General features: G+C 35.7%; 19 protein-coding genes and 1 riboswitch. Of the genes, 17 read left to right on the top strand and 2 right to left on the bottom strand.

Translation table 11 applies throughout. From position 1 onward, the window contains the following. Positions 1-2: 2 nt before the first annotated feature. Positions 3-605: a DUF1054 family protein gene (locus tag FHL06_RS00985; protein ID WP_153384381.1), complete on the top strand. Its 603-nt coding sequence runs from the start codon at positions 3-5 to the stop codon at positions 603-605. 61 nt (positions 606-666) lie between these two features. Here FHL06_RS00985 and rpsD read toward each other — a convergent pair whose 3' ends face one another. After that, complete coding sequence (rpsD, locus tag FHL06_RS00980) at positions 667-1,278, bottom strand: 30S ribosomal protein S4 (protein WP_153384380.1); 612 nt, start codon at positions 1,276-1,278, stop codon at positions 667-669. A gap of 340 nt (positions 1,279-1,618) precedes the next feature. Here rpsD and FHL06_RS00975 point away from each other — a divergent pair, with 340 nt between their 5' ends. The 12 genes from FHL06_RS00975 (at position 1,619) to thiT (ending at position 15,735) form a co-directional block, all read left to right on the top strand. Continuing rightward, positions 1,619-3,307: a septation ring formation regulator EzrA gene (locus FHL06_RS00975; RefSeq protein ID WP_162000212.1), complete on the top strand. Its 1,689-nt coding sequence runs from the start codon at positions 1,619-1,621 to the stop codon at positions 3,305-3,307. Between the two features lie 74 nt (positions 3,308-3,381). Next, positions 3,382-4,527, top strand: coding sequence for a cysteine desulfurase family protein (locus tag FHL06_RS00970; protein WP_153384379.1), 1,146 nt, complete (start codon positions 3,382-3,384; stop codon positions 4,525-4,527). Between the two features lie 9 nt (positions 4,528-4,536). Beyond that, entirely contained in the window at positions 4,537-5,754 is a 1,218-nt protein-coding gene (gene thiI, locus FHL06_RS00965) for a tRNA uracil 4-sulfurtransferase ThiI (protein ID WP_153384378.1), read from the top strand. Between the two features lie 580 nt (positions 5,755-6,334). After that, positions 6,335-8,983, top strand: a complete 2,649-nt coding sequence (locus tag FHL06_RS00960; RefSeq protein ID WP_153384377.1) for a valine--tRNA ligase — start codon at positions 6,335-6,337, stop codon at positions 8,981-8,983. 71 nt (positions 8,984-9,054) lie between these two features. Beyond that, on the top strand, positions 9,055-10,320 hold the full coding sequence (locus FHL06_RS00955; RefSeq protein WP_153384376.1) for a bifunctional folylpolyglutamate synthase/dihydrofolate synthase: 1,266 nt from the start codon (positions 9,055-9,057) through the stop codon (positions 10,318-10,320). Between the two features lie 8 nt (positions 10,321-10,328). Beyond that, positions 10,329-10,967 (top strand): RadC family protein, encoded by a 639-nt coding sequence (radC, locus tag FHL06_RS00950; RefSeq protein ID WP_153384375.1) that lies wholly within the window; start codon positions 10,329-10,331, stop codon positions 10,965-10,967. Positions 10,968-11,059: 92 nt separating this feature from the next. After that, positions 11,060-12,061 carry a rod shape-determining protein gene (locus FHL06_RS00945; RefSeq protein WP_153384374.1) on the top strand — a complete coding sequence of 334 codons (1,002 nt, stop codon included), beginning with the start codon at positions 11,060-11,062 and terminating at the stop codon, positions 12,059-12,061. 45 nt (positions 12,062-12,106) lie between these two features. Beyond that, positions 12,107-12,970, top strand: coding sequence for a rod shape-determining protein MreC (gene mreC / locus FHL06_RS00940; RefSeq protein ID WP_153384373.1), 864 nt, complete (start codon positions 12,107-12,109; stop codon positions 12,968-12,970). Next, positions 12,970-13,512 carry a rod shape-determining protein MreD gene (gene mreD, locus FHL06_RS00935; RefSeq protein WP_153384372.1) on the top strand — a complete coding sequence of 181 codons (543 nt, stop codon included), beginning with the start codon at positions 12,970-12,972 and terminating at the stop codon, positions 13,510-13,512. Before mreC ends, mreD begins: the two co-directional genes overlap by 1 nt. Further along, positions 13,509-14,174 carry a septum site-determining protein MinC gene (locus FHL06_RS00930; RefSeq protein ID WP_153384371.1) on the top strand — a complete coding sequence of 222 codons (666 nt, stop codon included), beginning with the start codon at positions 13,509-13,511 and terminating at the stop codon, positions 14,172-14,174. Before mreD ends, FHL06_RS00930 begins: the two co-directional genes overlap by 4 nt. Positions 14,175-14,176: 2 nt before the next feature. Beyond that, the gene (gene minD, locus FHL06_RS00925) at positions 14,177-14,974 is read left to right on the top strand and encodes a septum site-determining protein MinD (protein WP_153384370.1); all 798 of its coding nucleotides are present in this window, start codon (positions 14,177-14,179) and stop codon (positions 14,972-14,974) included. 32 nt (positions 14,975-15,006) lie between these two features. Continuing rightward, positions 15,007-15,107, top strand: a riboswitch (TPP riboswitch). Positions 15,108-15,222: 115 nt separating this feature from the next. Beyond that, entirely contained in the window at positions 15,223-15,735 is a 513-nt protein-coding gene (thiT, locus tag FHL06_RS00920; RefSeq protein ID WP_153384446.1) for an energy-coupled thiamine transporter ThiT, read from the top strand. Positions 15,736-16,057: 322 nt separating this feature from the next. Here the strand turns inward: thiT and FHL06_RS00915 are convergent, their stop codons facing one another. Further along, complete coding sequence (locus tag FHL06_RS00915; RefSeq protein ID WP_420360955.1) at positions 16,058-16,183, bottom strand: DUF4044 domain-containing protein; 126 nt, start codon at positions 16,181-16,183, stop codon at positions 16,058-16,060. Between the two features lie 217 nt (positions 16,184-16,400). On the opposite strand from FHL06_RS00915, the gene mraZ reads away from it, so the two are divergent. The 4 genes from mraZ to FHL06_RS00895 are packed head-to-tail and all read left to right on the top strand — an operon-like array spanning position 16,401 to position 20,318. After that, positions 16,401-16,832: a division/cell wall cluster transcriptional repressor MraZ gene (gene mraZ / locus FHL06_RS00910; RefSeq protein ID WP_153384368.1), complete on the top strand. Its 432-nt coding sequence runs from the start codon at positions 16,401-16,403 to the stop codon at positions 16,830-16,832. Then, positions 16,822-17,772 (top strand): 16S rRNA (cytosine(1402)-N(4))-methyltransferase RsmH, encoded by a 951-nt coding sequence (gene rsmH / locus FHL06_RS00905; RefSeq protein ID WP_153384367.1) that lies wholly within the window; start codon positions 16,822-16,824, stop codon positions 17,770-17,772. Before mraZ ends, rsmH begins: the two co-directional genes overlap by 11 nt. A 15-nt stretch (positions 17,773-17,787) precedes the next feature. Then, a complete protein-coding gene (ftsL, locus tag FHL06_RS00900; RefSeq protein WP_153384366.1) occupies positions 17,788-18,153 on the top strand; it encodes a cell division protein FtsL in 366 nt (121 codons plus the stop codon). Further along, complete coding sequence (locus FHL06_RS00895; protein ID WP_153384365.1) at positions 18,150-20,318, top strand: penicillin-binding transpeptidase domain-containing protein; 2,169 nt, start codon at positions 18,150-18,152, stop codon at positions 20,316-20,318. Before ftsL ends, FHL06_RS00895 begins: the two co-directional genes overlap by 4 nt. Positions 20,319-20,329 lie beyond the last annotated feature (11 nt).

Raw genomic sequence — 20,329 nt, 5'->3', positions numbered from 1 at the left:
ACATGTTTGATAAAAATGATTTTAAAGTTTTTGACGATATGACCCTTAAAGGACGCCTAGATTTAATTAAAACAAATTTAGATCCAAAATTCGAAATTTTCGGTTCCAATTTGCAAAAGCGACTTGAAGAAGAATATCAACAAGAGTTCTTTATGAAAATTGCTAAGCATCAACGACGGACTAAAAATCCACCTCCCGATACTTGGTTAGCCATTAATCAAGATAAGAAGGGTTATAAGAAGACGCCCCATTTAGAATTTGGTCTTTGGCCGGATCGATATTTCATAACATTCAGTTTATTGGCAGATATTCGCCAAAGGCCAAATTATTATCCGATTTTAAGAAAACACCAGTCCCAAATCACCCAAGAAAATTGGCAAGTATCTAATAATCATACTGCTAGCGAGATGTTTAATGCTACAATTGATTTTGAAAAAGTCATTGCCAGATATGAAAAAGTTAAATCGAGTGATTTAGTAATTGGTTTTGAATTAAAAAAAGATGCCGAAATAGTTCAAAAGGGAAATTATGATCGATTGTTACAGGATAAGTTTCTCCAATTGAGCAAATATCTAGTCTGGTTCAATCAAGAAGTCGCCAAATAGGCGTCTTTTTTTGCGTAAAAAAAATACATCCACCAATAAGTGAATGTATTTTTGACAAATATTAAAGAACTTGGTTGTAGTATTCAACGATTAGAGATTCATCAATATTTGGTTCTAGTTCGTCACGTTCTGGGTTACGTACTAGTGAACCTGTCATTGTGTTTTCGTCGTAGTTAACAAAACCAGGACGACCAACAACGTTTTCAAGGTTATCTTTAACGATTGCAAGATCCTTTGACTTTTCACGAAGGCTGATCTTTTGACCAATTTGAACTTCGTATGAAGGGATATCAACACGTTTGCCATCAACTGTGATGTGACCGTGGTTTACAAGTTGACGAGCTTGTGGACGTGAACTTGCAAGACCTAAACGATAAACCATGTTATCCAATCTTGTTTCAAGAAGGATCATCAAGTTAATACCGTGGATACCATCCATTTTACCGGCACGGTTGAACAAGTTACGGAATTGACGTTCGTTAACATCATACATGAAACGTAACTTTTGCTTTTCAGTTAATTGTTGACCATATTCTGAAACCTTACGACGGCCACCGTTTGGTCCATGTTGACCAGGGGCATAGTTTCTACGGGCAATTTCCTTACCTGTACCTGAAAGTGAGATTCCTAAACGACGTGATAATTTCCAACGTGGTCCTGTATATCTAGACATAAATAAATTCCTCCAAAATGTTTGTCTGGAGTAAAATAATTAACCGGAGTTTAGCATTCGTGCAGTTATCGTTACAATTTTCACCTTGTGCAGCCACGGTTACTAATTGAACTAAATCGTCGAGAACTGTTGACGTTCTTGCCACTCCTTGCTGCATATTTTACACGAAGGCTAGTATACCGTGATTAATGTTCAATGTCAAAACTATTTTCATATACTGACTGTTAAATGATTCAATAGTTTAAAACTTTATTATGAAACGTCAATACTGATAATAAAGACAATAATATTTGGTATAATTTCTTAAAGATAAGACTGAATCGTCATTAGGGGTGTAAAAGTGTTTGCAATTATTATAGGAATAATTTTAGTTATCTTGATCCTTCTATGGTATATGTGGTTTTTGCAGAGAAAAAATGCATCAACTTTGAATGATTATAAGGATCGGACCGATGAATTAAAGAAAGCTCAATTAGATGATAAAATTGAGAAACTAGAGAAAATGAAATTGTCTGGTGCAAGTGATGTTCGATTCAAGCAATTGAAATCCGAATACCAAAAGCAAACTGATGACATTTTTTCCGATATCTTAACTCAGATCAGACGAGCTGAATATAAAAATACTGAATTCAAAGTTTTTGGTGCGGCTAGCGATTTAAAGAAGTTAAACACTGAAATGAATGACTTCGCAAGTAAAATCGGTGAGGTTTCACAAGGCTTTGAAAAGTTGTTGAATAGTAATGAATTGAATGCGACTCACAGTGAGCAGCTACAACAGCAATATCAAGAAATCCGTAAACAAGTCGTGACGCAATCATTTACTTATGGTCCAGCAACTGATCAATTAGAGAACGAATTGACTGAAGTAGCTAATTTGTTAGATCAAGAAAAAGAATTGACGACTAAAGGGGATCACATCGAAGCCAGTCAATGTCTTGATGAAGTTAAAATCAAATTAGGCTTGATCAATGATCAGTTAAAGGTGATTAAGCCTTTGTATCATGATTTGAATGAAGTCTTTCCAAGTCAAATTGATGAAATTAAGTCTGTCTATCAAAAATTGGATAAACAACATTACCAATTTAATGATGATATTGTGCAATTGCTTTCTGATGTTCAGCATGAAATTGATGAATCTAATGACAAATTAAAGGAATTAAATTTTGATGCCGTCAACACTAATAATGAAGATATTAAACAACGAATCGATAATTTATATGAAGTTTTGACACTTGAAATCGATAGCAAACAAGAAGTTCTAAAAAATCAAAAACCAGTTTTAGATTATATCAACCATGCGGTCTTCCAACATAATCGTTTGGATAACCGAATCCAAAAGCTGGAAGAATCATATATTTTAACTGATAATAATTTGAAGACATTTAGGGAAAATTTTGACACTTTAAAAGACGTTCGTCGCGAGTATGATGCTGATGTTCAAAATATGGCTGATAAAAAAGCAATTTATTCTGAAGTTAAGTCCAATTTCAAACAAATCGTTAAAAAGATGGATGAAATTGAGACCAGTGAGAAATCAATCAATGACGATTTGAATCAGATGATATCAAGTGAACAAATTGCTCGAAATAGTGTAGAAGAATATGCTAAACGTCTTGAAATGCAGAAGAAAATGATGGAACAGTTGAATCTGAAAGGATTGCCTGATGACTATCTAGACTACTTCTACATGGTCTACGATGAAATCAATAAGCTCTATGATGAATTAGATGCTGATAAGATTAATATGGAAGATATCAGCAAGCAAGTCATCGTGACTCAAGAAGATTTAGACAATTTAGTAGAAAAAACAACCAAATTGAAATATAATGTCCAATTGGCAGAAAAATTATTACAATATGCGAACCGCTATGCTAATAAGAATCCTGAATTTACCGACGAATTGATTCGTGCAAGAGCATTGTTTGATGATGATTACAATTATGATGAATCAGTTGAAGTGATTTCTAAAGCACTTGAAAATGTAGAAACAGGATCAGTTGATCGAATAAAAGAAACAATTAATTCATGATTCAGTAAAAATGTGTTAAGTTATAATAGATTAAAATTTAGGCCGTGAGGCCTTTTTATTTTGGTGAGGCAGAAATGATATATTTTGATAATAGTGCAACAACTAAGATTAATGATTCAGTTCTAAAAACTTACAACCTTGCTAGTACGGAATATTTCGGTAATCCTTCTAGTTTGCATAAGTTAGGATTGAAAGCATATGAACTACTAGAAACTTCTCGAAAACAGATTGCTAACTTGATGCATGTCAAACAAGACGAGATTGTCTTTACCAGTGGTGGTACCGAGGGGAACAACTGGGTCATCAAGGGCACAGCTTTTAAGAAGCGTGAATTCGGTAAACATATTATCACTACCGAAATTGAACATGCGTCGGTTCTAAATGTGATGCATCAACTTGAAGAATTAGGCTTTGAAGTAACCTATTTACCAGTTGATAAATCAGGACATATCAGTGCTGATGATTTGAAAAAAGCTATTCGTAAGGATACAATTCTAGTTTCAACAATGGCTGTTAATAATGAAATTGGAGCAGTTCAACCAATTCATGAAATTGCTGAAGTTTTAAAGGATTATCCAAGCATCAGTTATCATGTCGATGCAATTCAAGCTATCGGCAAAGGTCTAGAATCACAAATAATCGATCCTCGAGTCGATTTCTATACTTTCTCAGGTCATAAATTCCATGCACCTCGTGGTACTGGCTTTATTTATATGAAGGAAGGCAAACAATTAGAACCTTTGATGGCTGGTGGCGGTCAAGAATCTAATTTGCGTAGTGGAACCGAAAATACTCCTGGAATTGCAGCTATGGCTAAAGCTCTTCGTTTGTTGAAAGATGACGAAGCTGGTAAGGCTAAGAAGATGGAACAATTAAAGGATAAATTGATTAAGCATTTGCAGACTTTAGATAACGTTCACGTCTTTTCAAAAGTGGCAGATAATTTTGCTCCACACATTATTTGTTTTACGATTGATGGCGTTCGTGGTGAAACGATCGTTCACACATTTGAGGAACGTGATATTTATATTTCAACAACTAGCGCTTGTTCATCTAAAAAGGGTCTTGAAGCTGGAACATTAAAGGCAATGAATGTTCAAGAAAATATTGCGACAAGTGCAGTTCGTGTCAGTTTGGATGAAAGCAATACTGAAAAAGAAATGGACGAATTTATCAAAAATCTTGATGAAATCCATGACCATTTCCAAATTTTGAATTAGGAGAATTACATGGAATATACTGAAATTATGGTTCGTTATGGCGAACTATCAACAAAGGGGAAAAATCGTAAGAGCTTTATCGACCGCTTGCATGGCAATGTTGCTAAAGTTTTGAAAGATTATCCAGATTTAAGAATGAAGCCACATCGTGACCGTTTACATATTCAATTAAATGGTACCGATGCTAAGCCCGTTATGGAAAAGCTAAAGAATGTTTTCGGGATTCAAACTTTTTCATTAAGTGTTAAGGTTTCACGTGATTTTGAAGACGTTAAGAAAAAAGCAGTTGAAATGATGCATGAGGCTTATAAACCAGGCATGAGCTTCAAAGTGGGAACTAAACGTGCAGATCACACTTACGAATTAGATACTAATCAAATCAATTTACAACTTGGGGATGCAATTTGCGAAGAGTTCCCAGGAATTGATGTTGAAATGAAAAAACCTGATATTAAAATTTCTGTGGAAGTTAGACAAGATGGAATCTATCTATCATATCTAACTGTTAAAGGATCAGGTGGTTTGCCAGTTGGTACTGCCGGAAAAGCTATGTTGATGCTTTCAGGTGGAATCGATTCACCAGTTGCAGGTTATTTGGCAATGAAGCGTGGAGTGGATATTGAAATGGTTCACTTCTTTAGTCCTCCTTATACATCTGAACAAGCTTTGAATAAAGCCAAGGAATTAACCTCTAAATTGACTGCCTTTGGTGGCAATATCAGATTTATTGAAGTTCCTTTTGCTGAAATTCAAGAAACAATCAAAGCAGGAGTTCCTGAAGAATACTTGATGACGATTCAACGTCGTTTCATGTTGAGATTGACTGATTTGATTCGTGAAAAAGAAAATGGCTTGGCAATCTTTAATGGAGAAGCCGTTGGTCAAGTAGCTTCCCAAACACTAGAAAGCATGGCTGCAATCAACGATGTTACAACGACACCAATCTTGCGTCCAGTTGCAACAATGGATAAAACAGAAATCATTCGCTTGGCTGAAAAAATTGATACCTTCAATTTATCAATCCAACCATTTGAAGACTGTTGTACAGTCTTTGCGCCACCAGCACCAAAAACACGTCCAAGTATCGAAAAGACTAGAAAATTTGAAAGTTCACTCGATATTGATGGCTTGATTCAAAGAGCCATGGACGGAATTAAAATCACAACCATCGAACATGGCGACAAGTTCATGGAAAGTGACCAAGAAAACATCAGTAGTTTACTATAAAATCAATTGACGTTTTTTAATTTATGATTTATTATCAATCTATCAGCTTTGAAGAGGAGGGTTGATTAGTCAGGCTTACAGAGAAGACATGTTGTTGAGAATTGTCAAACCGAGCTAATTAATTGTTACCTGTGAGCTATCATGAGAAAAATGATCGGGCCACCGTTATCTGTTGTTTGAGTGAAGAGTCAATTGGCTCTTAATTTAGGTGGTACCGCGAAGTCTTCGTCCTATTTTTGGGATGAAGGCTTCTTTTTTTACAGTTTCTTAGTGGCGAAGCCACTTAGAAACTGTTATGGGGACGTCTTGGACGTCCGTATACCATGATTTTAAGAGAACGGAGAGTGGCCACCTAGACTTCGAGCATTTGCCTAACTTCACCAATTGCTTGTGTAACAAGTGATTCGTGAAGTGTAGCAAAGCACAGGAGTCTGCCACTCGCAGTTCGTTTTAGCTATAAAGCAGGAAAGAAAAATAACAAAAAGTTTTGAGAATAAGTTATTTAAACTCTTATTCGAAATTCAAAGTAACACCCTAATCTTTAACACAATAAGCACTATTAAATCTGGAGGAAAAACACATGAGAGAAATCGACATGGATACTAAATATAATCCCAAAGAAGTCGAAAATGGCCGTTACCAAACTTGGTTAGACGACGATGACTTCAAACCATCGGGCGACAAGAAAGCAAAACCTTATTCAATCGTTATCCCACCACCAAATGTCACAGGTAAGTTGCACTTGGGTCACGCTTGGGACACTACGATTCAAGATACTTTGATTCGTTATAAGAGAATGCAGGGCTTTGATACGCTTTACCTTCCAGGTATGGATCACGCCGGAATTGCTACTCAAGCTAAAGTTGAAGCCAAACTACGCGAACAAGGCATCAGCCGTTATGATCTTGGCCGTGAAAAGTTCGTCGATGAAGTTTGGAAATGGAAAGATGAATTTGCTTCTATCATCAAATCGCAATGGGGTAAATTAGGTTTATCACTTGATTACTCACGTGAGCGTTTCACCCTCGATGAAGGATTGTCAAAGGCAGTTAGAAAAGTTTTCGTTAAACTATACAATGAGGGCTTGATCTATCGTGGCGAATATATCATCAACTGGGATCCACAACTACAAACAGCTTTGTCAGATATTGAAGTTATCCACAAGGATGACCAAGGTGCTTTCTACCATGTCAAATATCCATATGCTGATGGTTCAGGATATATCGAAATTGCTACGACTCGTCCAGAAACTATGTTTGGTGATGTTGCCGTAGCCGTTGCTCCCGATGATGAACGCTACAAGGATATTGTTGGTAAGGAAGTTATCGTACCTCTAGTAAACCGCAAGATTCCTATTATTACTGACCACTATGTTGATAAAGAATTTGGAACTGGTATGGTTAAAATTACTCCAGCTCATGATCCTAACGACTTTGCTGTCGGTAATCGTCATGATTTGAAGAGAATCAATACCATGAATCCTGATGGAAAAATGAACGAAAATGCTGGCAAGTATAATGGCATGGACCGTTTCGATGCTCGTAAGGCCATGGTCAAAGACTTGCAAGATAACGGCGATATGATAAATATCGAACCATATGTTCACAGCGTTGGACACTCCGAACGTTCCGGCGTTCAAGTTGAACCAAGGCTTTCTACACAATGGTTCGTGAAGATGAAGCCATTAGCAGAAATGGCTTTGAAGAATCAAAAGACTGATAATAAAGTAAACTTCGTTCCTGATCGTTTTGAAGATACCTTTACACGATGGATGGAAAATGTTCATGATTGGGTAATTTCTCGTCAATTATGGTGGGGTCACCAAATTCCAGCTTGGTATAACAAGAAGACTGGTGAAACTTATGTTGGTGAAGAAGCACCAAAGGATATCGAAAACTGGGATCAAGAGTCAGATGTTTTGGATACATGGTTCTCAAGTGCTCTTTGGCCATTTTCAACTATGGGCTGGCCTGATACTGATGCTGATGACTTTAAACGTTATTTCCCAACTAATACCTTAGTTACTGGCTATGATATTATTTTCTTCTGGGTTTCAAGAATGATTTTCCAAAGTTTGAAGTTCACTGGTAAGAAACCATTTGATCACGTTGTTATTCACGGACTTATTCGTGATGAGCAAGGTCGTAAGATGAGCAAGTCATTGGGTAACGGAATTGATCCAATGGATGTTATCAAAAAGTACGGTGCTGATGCTTTACGTTGGTTCTTGATGAATGGATCAACTCCAGGACAAGATACTAGATTTAGTTATGACAAGATGGATTCAGCTTGGAACTTCATCAATAAAATTTGGAATGCTTCGCGTTACGTTATTATGAATCTCGACGATGACACTCCTGCAATGGATGATCTTTCAGCTGTTACAACATACGATTTGTCTGATAAGTGGATTTTAGCCAAATTGAATCATACTATTAAAGAAATTACACGTTTAATGGATAATTTTGAATTTGGTGAAGTTGGAAGAACGCTTTATAACTTTATCTGGAATGACTTCTGTGATTGGTATATTGAAATGAGTAAGGCAACTCTTACAGGGGATGACGAAGCTGCTAAGAAGCAAAAGAAGATGCTTTTGACTTATGTACTTGATCAAACGTTGCGCTTAATGCACCCAATCATGCCATTTGTAACTGAAAAGATTTGGTTGACGATGCCTCATAATGGAAATACCATCATGCATGCTAAGTATCCAGAATATCAAGAATCACTTGATAATGATGATGCAATGAGTCAAATGGATGTCTTGATTGAATTGATCAAGTCACTTAGAAAGATTCGTTTGGAAGTCAATGCACCAATGTCTAAAGCTGTTGATATTATGATTAAGCCTCAAGATGATAAAGTTAAAGCTGTTATTTTGAATAATAAGGAATATATCGACCGTTTCATGCATCCAAAGGATTTGCAAGTGGCAACTGACTTAACGGCACCTGCTTTAGCTATGACATCAGTAACTAATTCAGCTGAGTTGTACGTTCCATTAGCCGAACTAATTGATATTGATGAAGAAATTTCTCGCCAAAATGAAGAAATCGCAAAATTGGATAAAGAAATCACGCGTTTAGATAAGAAATTATCAAATGAAAACTTTGTTAAAAAAGCTCCTGAAAAGGTTGTTAACGAGCAGAAAGAAAAATTAGCTGATTATCAATCACGTCAAGAAAAAGTTCAACAAAGAATTCAACAATTAAAGAACAACAAGTAAATTTGAGTATATAATGATAAGGGTTGGCAAACGTCAGCCCTTTTTGTTTAATAAAAATTGGAGCGTTAAATTTGTTAGAAGATTATCAAGCAGCAATTAAATATATTCATTCGTTGCCAAAATTTCATCGGACTAATAATTTGGACAATATCAAACAAGCGTTGCATCGTTTGGGTGATCCACAAAATAGTTATGAGACGATTCATATTACTGGAACGAATGGTAAAGGAACTACTACTAATTTTTTGGCTAATTTATTGGAGAGCACTGGACAACGTGTTGGAATGTTCACTTCTCCGTTTATAAAAGAATTTAATGAAAGAATTCAAATTAATCATAAATATATTTCTAATGCTGATTTAGTGGATGAGGTCAACCTTATCAAGGAAAAAGTTGGCGATATTCCTCTTGCAGAATTTGAATTTGTAACCATTTTGGGTTATTTTTATTTCCGTGGACGTGTCGATGTTGCTGTAATTGAAGCTGGAATCGGAGCTAAGCATGATAAAACAAATGTGATTGTACCGACTGTTTCAGTTATTACATCAATTGATTTGGATCACGAAAAGTTGATTGGACCGACGATTCAAGATATTGCCAGGGAAAAAGCTGGTATTATTAAAGAAAAAAAGCCTATAGTAACTGGTGATTTGCACAGTAGCGTTTCTAATATTGTCGAAAAAGCAGCTCAACAAAAAGAAAGTCAACTCTTTAGACTAGGAACTGATTTTTTGGTTAAAGATTTTAAAACAAATAACTTTGAATTGAGCTTTACTTATTCCGATAGTGAAATTACTATAACTGATATTCTTTGTCAGGGGTTTGAAAAAACTACAGCAATGAATGCAAGTATTGCTATTAAGGCTTATGAACTTTATCAAAAAGCCCATCACCAAGAAGTTTTGTCACAATCCGTGAAACAAGGATTGGATAGTCATAAACTTCCTGGAAGGGCACAAATTGTACAAAAAAATCCATTGATTTTAATGGATGGTGCACATAATATTTCAGCAATTTACAATTTAATTAATTCTTTATCAAAAACTTATGAAAATAAGGATATAATTGTTTTGTATGCTGGAATGAAAGATAAAGATCGTCATGAGATTCTTGAAGAATTGGCCCCAAAAGCAAAACAGATTTATATTACAAAACTTAATATGATGCGTTCTGCTACGGCAAGCGATTATAACTTGTCTGAGTATAAAAACGTTTCTTTTATTGAAAATTATCATAAGCAATTACAGAAAATTATTAACGATTTAACTGCAGATCAGATTCTTTTGATTACTGGTTCGTTTTATTTGGTTTCAGAATTAGAAAACTACTTTTCGTAATTTCATATATGATGATAAATTTAAGAGAAAAAATAATAGCGTATGGTGTCAGCACCTTAAAAAATGAAGAATTACTAGCCGTAATCATCGGCAGCGGAACAAAAAAATTTCCAGTATCTGATTTGGCCAAGACGATTATTTGCAATTCTGAAAGTTTAAATTTGAGTTTAGAGCAATTAATGTCGTTTAATGGTATAGGAGTGGCGCAAGCTTGTAAAATTTTAGCCGCTATCGAATTAGGAACTAGGAAAATTCAGTCTGATACGTTGTCAGAAAAAGTTGTTTCTGTTGATGATATTGGTCGGCATCTAATAAATAAAATTGGAAGTGCACCACAGGAAAAATTGATAGCCATTTATTTGAATAATAGCTATCACATAATTGACGAAAGAGTTATTTTTATTGGCACAGTTGATCAAGCCACCGTGCATCCACGAGATATTTTAAGAGAAGCTATCAAGATTTCAGCAACACAGATTGTGATTGCTCATAACCATCCTAATGGTTCGTTGATGTTTTCGAAAAATGATCAAGAGTTCACTTTGAGATTGAAAAAGTGTTGCCATTTAATAGGAATAAATTTATTAGATCATTTAATTATTACCAAAAAAACTTATTCTCGGATGAAGAGCTTAAATTTAATTTAGGATATGATTTTGTCCTACTTTAAATCGGCGTTTTCTATGATATAATTTTGTTTAGCGTAAAATGTGGTGTGTACTTAAAGGAGAGAAATAAATTGTTTGGTATTGGATCAAAAAAGCTCGGTATAGACTTGGGAACAGCAAATACTTTAGTTTATGCTGAAGGCAAAGGTATAGTTTTAAATGAACCCTCAGTTGTTGCAAAGAACAACAACACTGGAGAAATAGTTGCAGTCGGTTCAGATGCACGTGAAATGATAGGTCGTACACCGGGGAGTATTTCTGCAATTCGTCCAATGCGTGACGGTGTTATTGCTGACTACGATACGACAGCTGCAATGATGAAATATTTCATTGAAAAATCAGCTAATAATTCAAAACCTTCAGTAATGGTCTGTGTACCAAGCGGCGTTACTGAAGTTGAAAAGAGAGCCGTTATTGAAGCTACTCAACACGCTGGTGCTAGAGAAGCTTATGTAATTGAAGAACCATTTGCCGCAGCTATTGGTGCCGGACTTCCAGTTATGGATCCAACAGGTAACATGGTTGTTGATATTGGTGGTGGAACGACTGATGTTGCAACAATTTCCTTGGGTGGTATTGTTTCATCACGTTCAATTAGAATTGCTGGAGATAAGTTTGATGATTCTATTTCTGCATATATCAAATCAAACTTCAATCTACAAATCGGTGAAAGAACCGCTGAAGATGTAAAAATTCAAGTTGGTTCGGCTTCCATTGAAAAAGCAAAAGAAATTGACCCTATGCAAATTCGTGGTAGAGATTTAGTTACTGGTTTACCAAAGACGGTTCAGTTAACTGGTGAAGATATTGCTACTGCTATTCACGAGAATGTTGAAGAAATAATTGAAACTATTAAGGAAACTCTTGAAGAAACATCTCCAGAAATTGCTGCCGATGTTATCGATCATGGAATTGTCCTTACTGGTGGCGGTGCTTTGTTGCACCATTTACCAGAAGTTATTTCTGAAGCAACTGGCGTTCCCGTATTCATTGCTCAAGACCCATTAGATTGTGTGGCCATCGGTACTGGAGAATCACTTAAAAATATCGATGTAATGCGTCGCCAAAAATAAGCGGGTTAATCCCGTTTTTTTTATTTGATCTACTAGGAGGAAGCAATGAAAAGATTTTTTTCAAATAAAAAATTAATTATTTTAATGATACTCATTATTGTGACTTTTGGTCTTTTGGCGCTTACTGTTAACATTCGTAATAAAAAAAATACGCCACCTGTAGTCCAACAAGTTGGTAATGATGTCGTCAGTTTAGTTGGAGGTGTATTTGCGTACCCAACTAATGCTGTAAAAAATGCTACCTCAGAATTTTCTGATTTGTATAATACGTATTCCGAAAACAAGCGTCTTAAAGCCAAAATCGGTGAATTAGCACAGAATCAGGCTAAATTAGGAGTAGTTCAAGATGAGAATAAGAAATTAAAGCAAGAATTGAAGTTGAATAGTACTTTGACAGACTATTCAACTATCAATGCTTCAGTCTTATCTCGTTCTCCAAGCAGTTGGCAAAATTATTTAACGATTAACCGTGGCCAAACTAGTGGCATTAAAAAGAATATGCCCGTTATGTCAGGTAAAGGTTTGATTGGACGAATCATTGAAGTTGATAAGGTAAGTTCAAAAGTTGAATTGATTTCAACTGATAATGAATTAAATGATAAGTTTGCTGCAGAAATTTCTGGAAGCAATGGTAAGGCCGTTACTGGAGTTGTCAGTCGTTATGACAGTTCGACTGGTGATCTGGTAATGGAGAATGTAAATTCAACTAAGAATATTAAAAAAGGCCAAAGCGTCATCACTTCAGGTTTAGGTGGGTTAACTCCACGTGGGCTCTACATTGGTAAAGTTTATGGAATCAAGAAGGATAATTATGGTATGACGAACTCTGTTTACATCACACCAGCTGCTGAATTACGTAACTTTACTGTTGTTACAGTCATTAAATCATCTGTTAGTGGTGAAAAGTAATGAATATAAAAAATCGCAAAATCTTTGGTCAAGTATTATTCATTTTGATTGCATTTTACCTTGATGGTTTAATGAAATGGGCCTTTTTGAATAATATGAACCATGTGACAGTTAACGTTTTGCCACAATTAATGTTGATGGTAATCATTATGTTGACAATGAGAATTGATAATCGTCGGCAATTGTTGACTTATGGAATTATTTTTGGTTTGATCTATGATTCGTATTATTATGGAATCATTGGATTATATACTGTCTTGTTACCATTGATAATGGTTGGAATTGACCATTTCAAATTTCTATTGATTAAAAATAATATGGGATATGACTTATCAATCTACTTTTTGTCGTTGACATTTTTACAATCAGGGATTTACCTTTTGGAAAGTTTGTTGCAACAAACAAGTACGAGTGTGTTTGATTTCATCACTTATACGCTTGGGCCAACATTGTTATGGAATGTAGTGGTTTTCTTTATTCTGTACGTTCCATTGAACAATTTATCTCAGTGGTTGATGAAATATCGGAGGGATAGTAAATGAATGACATCATTTTAAAGGGTGATAAAAATGGCTTTTCAGTAATTATTGATGCAAAAGCTAATTATATTGATGCGTTTAAGGAACTCAAAGAGCTAATTACGCAACAAAATATAAAATCAACTGAAGATGATGATGTCATTAAATTTACGATTAAGACTGGCAATCGATTACTCGATGAGAAGCAAAAGGGTGAAATTAGAGAGTTCTTTGATAAATTTCCACAGTTAGAATTGAACGATATTGAATCAGATGTCGAATCAAAGACAGTCGTAAAAGAAATCCTTGATAAAAACAAAGTGAATGTTGAATCAGGAATTGTTAGAAGCGGTCAAAAATTAACTTACCAAGGTGATTTAATATTTTTAGGAACTTTGCATCGGGATGCACAAATTTGTGCATCTGGTTCAATTTATGTTTTGGGCGAGGTCAATGGTATCGTTCAAGCGGGATTTCCTGATAATACTAACGCTTATATTTTTGGCAATTTAAAGAATGTCGATCAATTACGGATTGCCGATGTAGTTGAAATTGTGACCGACGATAATCAAGATCAATTTCAAAATAGTCGCTTTGCTTATATTGATGATTTGCACTCAATTAATGTTGATGAGTTAACGAACTATAAAAATCGCTTAAATGATTTAGGAAAAAGGACAGGTTAGCTATGGGAATATCGATAGTCGTAACTTCAGGAAAAGGTGGAGTTGGTAAAACTACTACTACTGCTAATGTTAGTACTGTCTTAGCAAGTCTTGGTAAAAAGGTTTGTATGGTCGATTTAGATATTGGCTTAAGAAATCTGGATGCTGTTATGGGACTAACTAATCGAATCGTTTATGATATTGTGGATGTTGCGCAACATCGAGTAGTTGTTTCACAGGCACTAGTCCGTGATCCAAGGTTTGAAGACAATTTATATTTGCTAGCTGCTTCACAGTTTGCTGATAAATATGTTTTGGATAAAGAATCAGTGGGTTCAATTATCAATGAATTAAAGCAACGTTTTGATTTTGTTATGATTGATTGTCCAGCTGGAATTGAATATGGTTTTCAAAATGCCGTTTCTATCGCAGATGGTGCATTGGTCGTAACGAATCCTGAAGTTGCTTCAGTTAGCGATGCTGATCGAGTGGTAGGTATTTTAGAGAGTATGAAAATGCCGATTACGCCGCATTTGATTATTAATCGAATTCGTAAGAACATGATTAATGATGGAACCTCAATGAGGATTGACGATATTGTTAATCATTTGGGAATTCCGCTTTTAGGAATCGTAATTGATGAAGATAAAGTGATTTCCGCTTCAAATGCCGGTCAAACAGTTGTGTTTGATAAAGAAAGCGATGCTGGTCACAGTTACCGAAATATTGCTCGTCGCATGCTGGGTGAACAGATTCCACTTGATTTATCTACTCATACAAAAAAAGTTGGTTTTTGGGGTAGAGTGTTTGGAAGAAAGTAAGCACTATGGTACAATCTTTTTGTAATTAAATAAGTCAACACAGGGGGAGCCTTCTGGCTGAGAGTGAACTAAGTTCAGACCCTTTAAACCTGTTATGTTAATGCATGCGTAGGGATAGTGTTGTTCAAGCGAATGCTCGAACTCTCTTGTGATGACTAAATCAGAAGGGAGTTCTTTTTTTGACTAATGTAGGAAATAGAAACAACTTGATTGTTTTGACCGAGGGAGCCATAATCACTGCTTTGGCCATGGTCTTGTCATTTATACCACATTCTACTGGTGTTTCATCAATAGAGTTCGTTTATGGGCTGATTCCCATGGCAATCTTCGCTCTAAGAAGAGGTGTAGGTGCTGGTTTAACAGCTGGTTTAGTATGGGGAATCTTGGATCTTTTGTTGAGAGGTTTTAGTACCGGTGGATTTTTGAATCCATTGCAAGGATTTGTTGAGTATCCTTTAGCATTTGGCGTGGTCGGCTTGATTGGTCTAGGTAGCGGTCAAGTGAAACGAGCACTTGAACAAGGGAAAAATGCCGTTGGTTTAATAATTTTTTATTCTGCTATTGGTTTTTTCGCTAAATATTTCTTCCACTTCATTGCTGGTGTCGTTTATTGGGGATCATATGCACCAAAGTCAATGAACCCATGGATCTATTCGTTAGTAATTAACGGTGGTAGCTTTATTGCTAATATGATAATGCTGATTGTCTTATCATTCTTGCTGAGCCGAATCTTCAAGCGATTGATTCTAGTAAATAATTAGTTTTTTATGAAAAGAGTTATTGAATTTTTCAATTAAAGTAAAGTGCTTAATAACTGTTAGATTTCTTGTCAAACAGTTATTAAGCACTTTTTTTATGGTCGAATATAAAACCCGAGTCGTCGGTTAGTACCTTCAAAGTGAAATTAATACCAGTCTTCTTTCACTCATTTAAAACAGAATGTCTTAATGGATTCCCACAAAGATATGGAAGAATTTAAAGAAAATTCAAGGGAAAACAAAAGGCATGGCTCTCTGCGAATACAGAGAGCCATGCCTTAACAGTTTAAAAGTATTCAATTTTGTCTAACTTTTGTGTTTTTATTTAGATAAAGCTCGTTACTGCGGTGAGAGCTACACCAACAAGGGTAACGATAATCATTAACCAAACGAAACCTTGTGTAATTTTAGTTAATGTGCTTTTAGGCTTTTTATCATTCAAAACTTTCACCACCTAATTCATATATATAACAAAATATTACTTCACAAGTCTAATTTATGCAATATTTGAAACCGATTAATCTAAAATTTATTAAAATCCACCACCTCTAGAACCACACAATTAGTAACTGCTTTCACATTTATTAGAAGTTTGTTAAATATCGTGTGGTTAAAAGTGGGGATTTGTGGTAAATTAGGAAGTGTTAAGGAATCGAGGTGGGCTAACCATGTTCATGGGTGAATTTCATCATACGCTTGATAACAAAGGTAGAATGATTATTCCTGCCAAATTTAGAAAGTTGCTTGGTGAAAGTTTTGTTGTCACACGTGGCATGGATGGTTGCCTATTTGGGTATCCGCTCGAACAATGGAACAAGTTAGAGGCACAGCTTGATAAATTGCCTTTGACAAAAAAAGATGCAAGAGCGTTCACTCGATTCTTTTACTCAGCTGCTGCAGAAGTAGAATTTGATAAACAGGGAAGGATTAATCTTTCAACGCCGTTAATAAATTTTGCTAAATTAGATAAGAATTGTGTAGTAGTAGGCGTATCCGACCGAATTGAGATTTGGGATGAGGAACGTTGGAATAAATTTAGCCAAGAGGCTGAAGATAATTTTGAAGAAATATCGGAGAAAATGACAGACTTTGACTTCTAATGTATATAAACATAAAACAGTACTTTTAAAAGAAACCATTGATGAAGTAAATCCCCACGATAATGGCATCTACGTTGATGCAACTTTCGGAAGAGGTGGACACAGCAAAGAATTGCTGAGTCGAGTTCACCACAGTCATCTTTATGTTTTTGATCGTGATGAGGCTGCTATTGAGGTCGGTGAAAGTATTCAAAATAATGCTGATATAATTGGCGATAATTCGCTTACTTTAATTCGTGATAATTTTGAGAATATGCAGGCACGTTTAAATGAACTTGGAGTAGAGAAGGTTGATGGAATCGTTTATGATTTGGGAGTTTCTTCTCCCCAATTTGATGATGCTGTCAGAGGCTTTAGCTATAAGAAACAAGCTCGTCTTGATATGAGGATGGATCAAAGACAAGATCTCGATGCTGAAAAAATTGTTAATGATTGGTCGTACAATGAATTAGTAAGTATTTTTTATAAGTATAGTGATGAAAAATTTGCTAAACAAATTGCTCGTGCAATTGAACGCATCAGAGAAGACCATCGTATTACTTCGACATTGGAATTAGCAGATATTATTAAAAATGCTATTCCAGCTGCTGCTAGAAGAACTGGTGGTCATCCAGCAAAACGAGTATTTCAAGCAATCAGAATTGCAGTTAATGATGAATTGGGTTCTTTAGAAAGATCCCTTGAACAGGCAATTGATTTGCTTGCTCCACATGGCAGAATAAGCGTTATAACTTTTCAATCCAAAGAAGACCGAATTGTCAAACATATTTTTAAAGATAATTCACATGTTGATGTACCAAGAGGGCTACCGGTTATTCCTGATAATTTAAAACCGATTTTAAAACAGGTCACTAGAAAGCCTATTTTACCTAATCCGGAAGAATTGACTGAAAATAATCGAGCTCATAGTGCAAAGTTGCGTGTTGTTGAAAAGATATAATGGAGAATTATAAATATGAGAGAAGAAAATACTGCTAGAAATTTACAAGACTATCAAGTTGCACAAGAACCAGAAGTTCAGGTTCAAGCGACACCCAAAAAACATAGTGTTTCTCTGTCGAAGTTTGAGGCTTTCTCAATTGTAGGTCTCGCTCTTTTAACGTTGGCGCTGATGGTGACTTTAGTAAGTATGAAAGTTTCTATGACTTCTTCTCAAAATAAGTTAGATAGTCTAACGACACAAATTTCAAAAACTAATACAAGTAACGTTAATTTAAGACAAGAAATTTCTGAGTTGACCAGTTTTGATCGTTTTTCTTCTTTTGCGAAGAAACATAATTTAAAAATGAGTGACAACAATGTAAGGAATATTTCAAAATGAGTAAGTTCAGAAAATTATTTAAAAATAAGGCAAGACGCAATCATTATATTGTTGGTATGGTAATTTTGATTGCGACTGCCTTTTCTTTTATCCTTTTTATTCAAAAGTTCGCCTATATTTCTGTTGGGAAACAGTATGATGGCGTTAATTTAGTACAAAGAACCAAACAAAAGTATGAGCACGTTAAGCAAGTTAATGCAAAACGTGGTGATATCCTAGATTCTGATGGCAATATGATTGCTGGAGATTCCACAATTTATAATATTTATGCAATCGTTTCTCATAAATCTAAAACTAGTTCTGGTAAAGCTGATTATGTGACCAATAAAGATAAAACGGCCAGAGTTTTAAGCAAATATTTACCGTTATCTGAAAAGCAAATCCGTAAATACCTAACTCCCAAAAACAAGAAACAGTATCAAGTAGAGTTTGGTCAAGCGGGACGAGGCCTTTCAATTGAAATAAAACGGAAGATCAATGCTAAGAATCTTCCCGGAATTCATTTTGAAGAATTACCTTCACGTGCTTATCCAAATGGTGTTTTTGCAACTAACTTAGTTGGAATAACGAAAGCCGATAATGATAATGACAAAACTAGCAATATTAGTGGCGTTATGGGTATTGAAAAATACTTCAATAAAATTTTGGCTGGCCATAACGGTAAAAAAGTTACCAAAGTGGATAGCAGCGGCAATGAATTGCCAAATTCACAGGTTGTTGAGAAGAACTCGGCTGATGGATCAAATGTTTATCTGACCTTGAACAGTCGAATTCAGCAGTATTCAGAGATTTTGGCTCAAAACGTTCAAGAGAAATATGAGCCTAAAGGGCTGCAAATTTTAGTTATGAATGCTAAAACAGGTGCGATTGAAGCGGCGACACAAAGACCGACATTTAATCCTACAACCGGAAAGGGCCTAAGCGATAGTTGGCGCGATACTTTAGTTGAAGATCAGTTTGAACCCGGTTCCGTTATGAAAATTTTGACTTTATCCGCATCTATTGATTCTGGCAATTACAATCCTGATCAATTGTACAAATCGGGAACGGTTGAAGTTGGCGGACGAACGATAGGTGATTGGAATACGGCCGGATGGGGTTATATTCCTTTGTCCCAAGCCTTCACTAGATCATCTAACGTTGGGATGGTCAAATTGGAAGAAGAAATGGGTTCTAAAACTTGGTTGAAATACTTGCATCGTTTTAATATCGGTGAAAAAACAGGCGTTGATTTGCCGGGTGAAGTCTCTGGAGGTATTTCATTTGAACACGCTAGCGACCGTGCGATGACGTCATTTGGTCAAAGTGTCAACGTTAATACCATGCAGATGTTGCAGGCTTTTTCAGCGATTGCTAATGGTGGGAAAATGATTAAACCACAAATCGTTAAAAAAGTGGTCAACCCTAATACGGGTAAGACTACAAGCAAATTTAAACGACAAGTCGTTAGTCAGCCGATCAAAGCTAGTACAGCTAAGAAAGTTCAAAAAGCGATGCGTCAAGTTGTAACGAAGAGTTATGGTACCGGGGTCGTTTATAACGTTCCTGGAGTTAAGGTTGGTGTTAAAACTGGGACCGCTCAAATTGCTTCACCAAGTGGAGGTTATTTGACGGGCTCAAATAATTACATATTCTCTGTTGCAGGGATGATTCCATATAATAATCCTAAATATATCGTCTATGTAACGCTGAAGCAGCCACAAAAAATGACTGAATCTGCTGAAAAAATTCTTTCAGAAGTTTTCAATCCACTTGTTAAACGATTAGTCAATCAAGGAAGTTCCACAACTGAGACTACCGAGGCTGGTAGTCAATATGTGAAAATCCCAAGTTTCTTAGACAAATCAACTAATGATGCTCTAAAAGAAATTAAGAAGCTTGATTTGCAATCTGGCGTTATCGGAACAGGTGATAAAATCGTTCAGCAATTGCCAGCTAGTGGTCAAAAGGTCATGCCGGGACAAAGAATCGTTTTATTGACTAATGGAGCAATGACGATGCCTGATCTTTCTGGATGGTCGAAAAACGATGTTTTGAAGTTTGCTGAAATTACTGGTAAACAAGTCACGACAAAAGGTGATGGATATGTCACGAAACAGTCTGTTGAGGCTGGTCATGTGATAAATGAGAGTGGTAAAATTATAGTTACATTGAAGAATAAATAATTAAGGGGATT

It is taken from the genome of Companilactobacillus halodurans, assembly GCF_009600985.1.
GTDB classification, from domain to species: domain Bacteria; phylum Bacillota; class Bacilli; order Lactobacillales; family Lactobacillaceae; genus Companilactobacillus; species Companilactobacillus halodurans.
Note: the sequence above shows the minus strand (reverse complement) of the source record. Positions and strands in the feature narration are given on the sequence as shown.

Coding starts and splice junctions, on each gene's coding strand:
- FHL06_RS00985 (WP_153384381.1), top strand. CDS start 3: ATGTTTGATAAAAATGATTTTAAAGTTTTTGACGATATGACCCTTAAA.
- rpsD (WP_153384380.1), bottom strand. CDS start 1,278: ATGTCTAGATATACAGGACCACGTTGGAAATTATCACGTCGTTTAGGA.
- FHL06_RS00970 (WP_153384379.1), top strand. CDS start 3,382: ATGATATATTTTGATAATAGTGCAACAACTAAGATTAATGATTCAGTT.
- thiI (WP_153384378.1), top strand. CDS start 4,537: ATGGAATATACTGAAATTATGGTTCGTTATGGCGAACTATCAACAAAG.
- FHL06_RS00960 (WP_153384377.1), top strand. CDS start 6,335: ATGAGAGAAATCGACATGGATACTAAATATAATCCCAAAGAAGTCGAA.
- radC (WP_153384375.1), top strand. CDS start 10,329: ATGATGATAAATTTAAGAGAAAAAATAATAGCGTATGGTGTCAGCACC.
- mreC (WP_153384373.1), top strand. CDS start 12,107: ATGAAAAGATTTTTTTCAAATAAAAAATTAATTATTTTAATGATACTC.
- mreD (WP_153384372.1), top strand. CDS start 12,970: ATGAATATAAAAAATCGCAAAATCTTTGGTCAAGTATTATTCATTTTG.
- FHL06_RS00930 (WP_153384371.1), top strand. CDS start 13,509: ATGAATGACATCATTTTAAAGGGTGATAAAAATGGCTTTTCAGTAATT.
- minD (WP_153384370.1), top strand. CDS start 14,177: ATGGGAATATCGATAGTCGTAACTTCAGGAAAAGGTGGAGTTGGTAAA.
- thiT (WP_153384446.1), top strand. CDS start 15,223: ATGGTCTTGTCATTTATACCACATTCTACTGGTGTTTCATCAATAGAG.
- mraZ (WP_153384368.1), top strand. CDS start 16,401: ATGTTCATGGGTGAATTTCATCATACGCTTGATAACAAAGGTAGAATG.
- ftsL (WP_153384366.1), top strand. CDS start 17,788: ATGAGAGAAGAAAATACTGCTAGAAATTTACAAGACTATCAAGTTGCA.
- FHL06_RS00895 (WP_153384365.1), top strand. CDS start 18,150: ATGAGTAAGTTCAGAAAATTATTTAAAAATAAGGCAAGACGCAATCAT.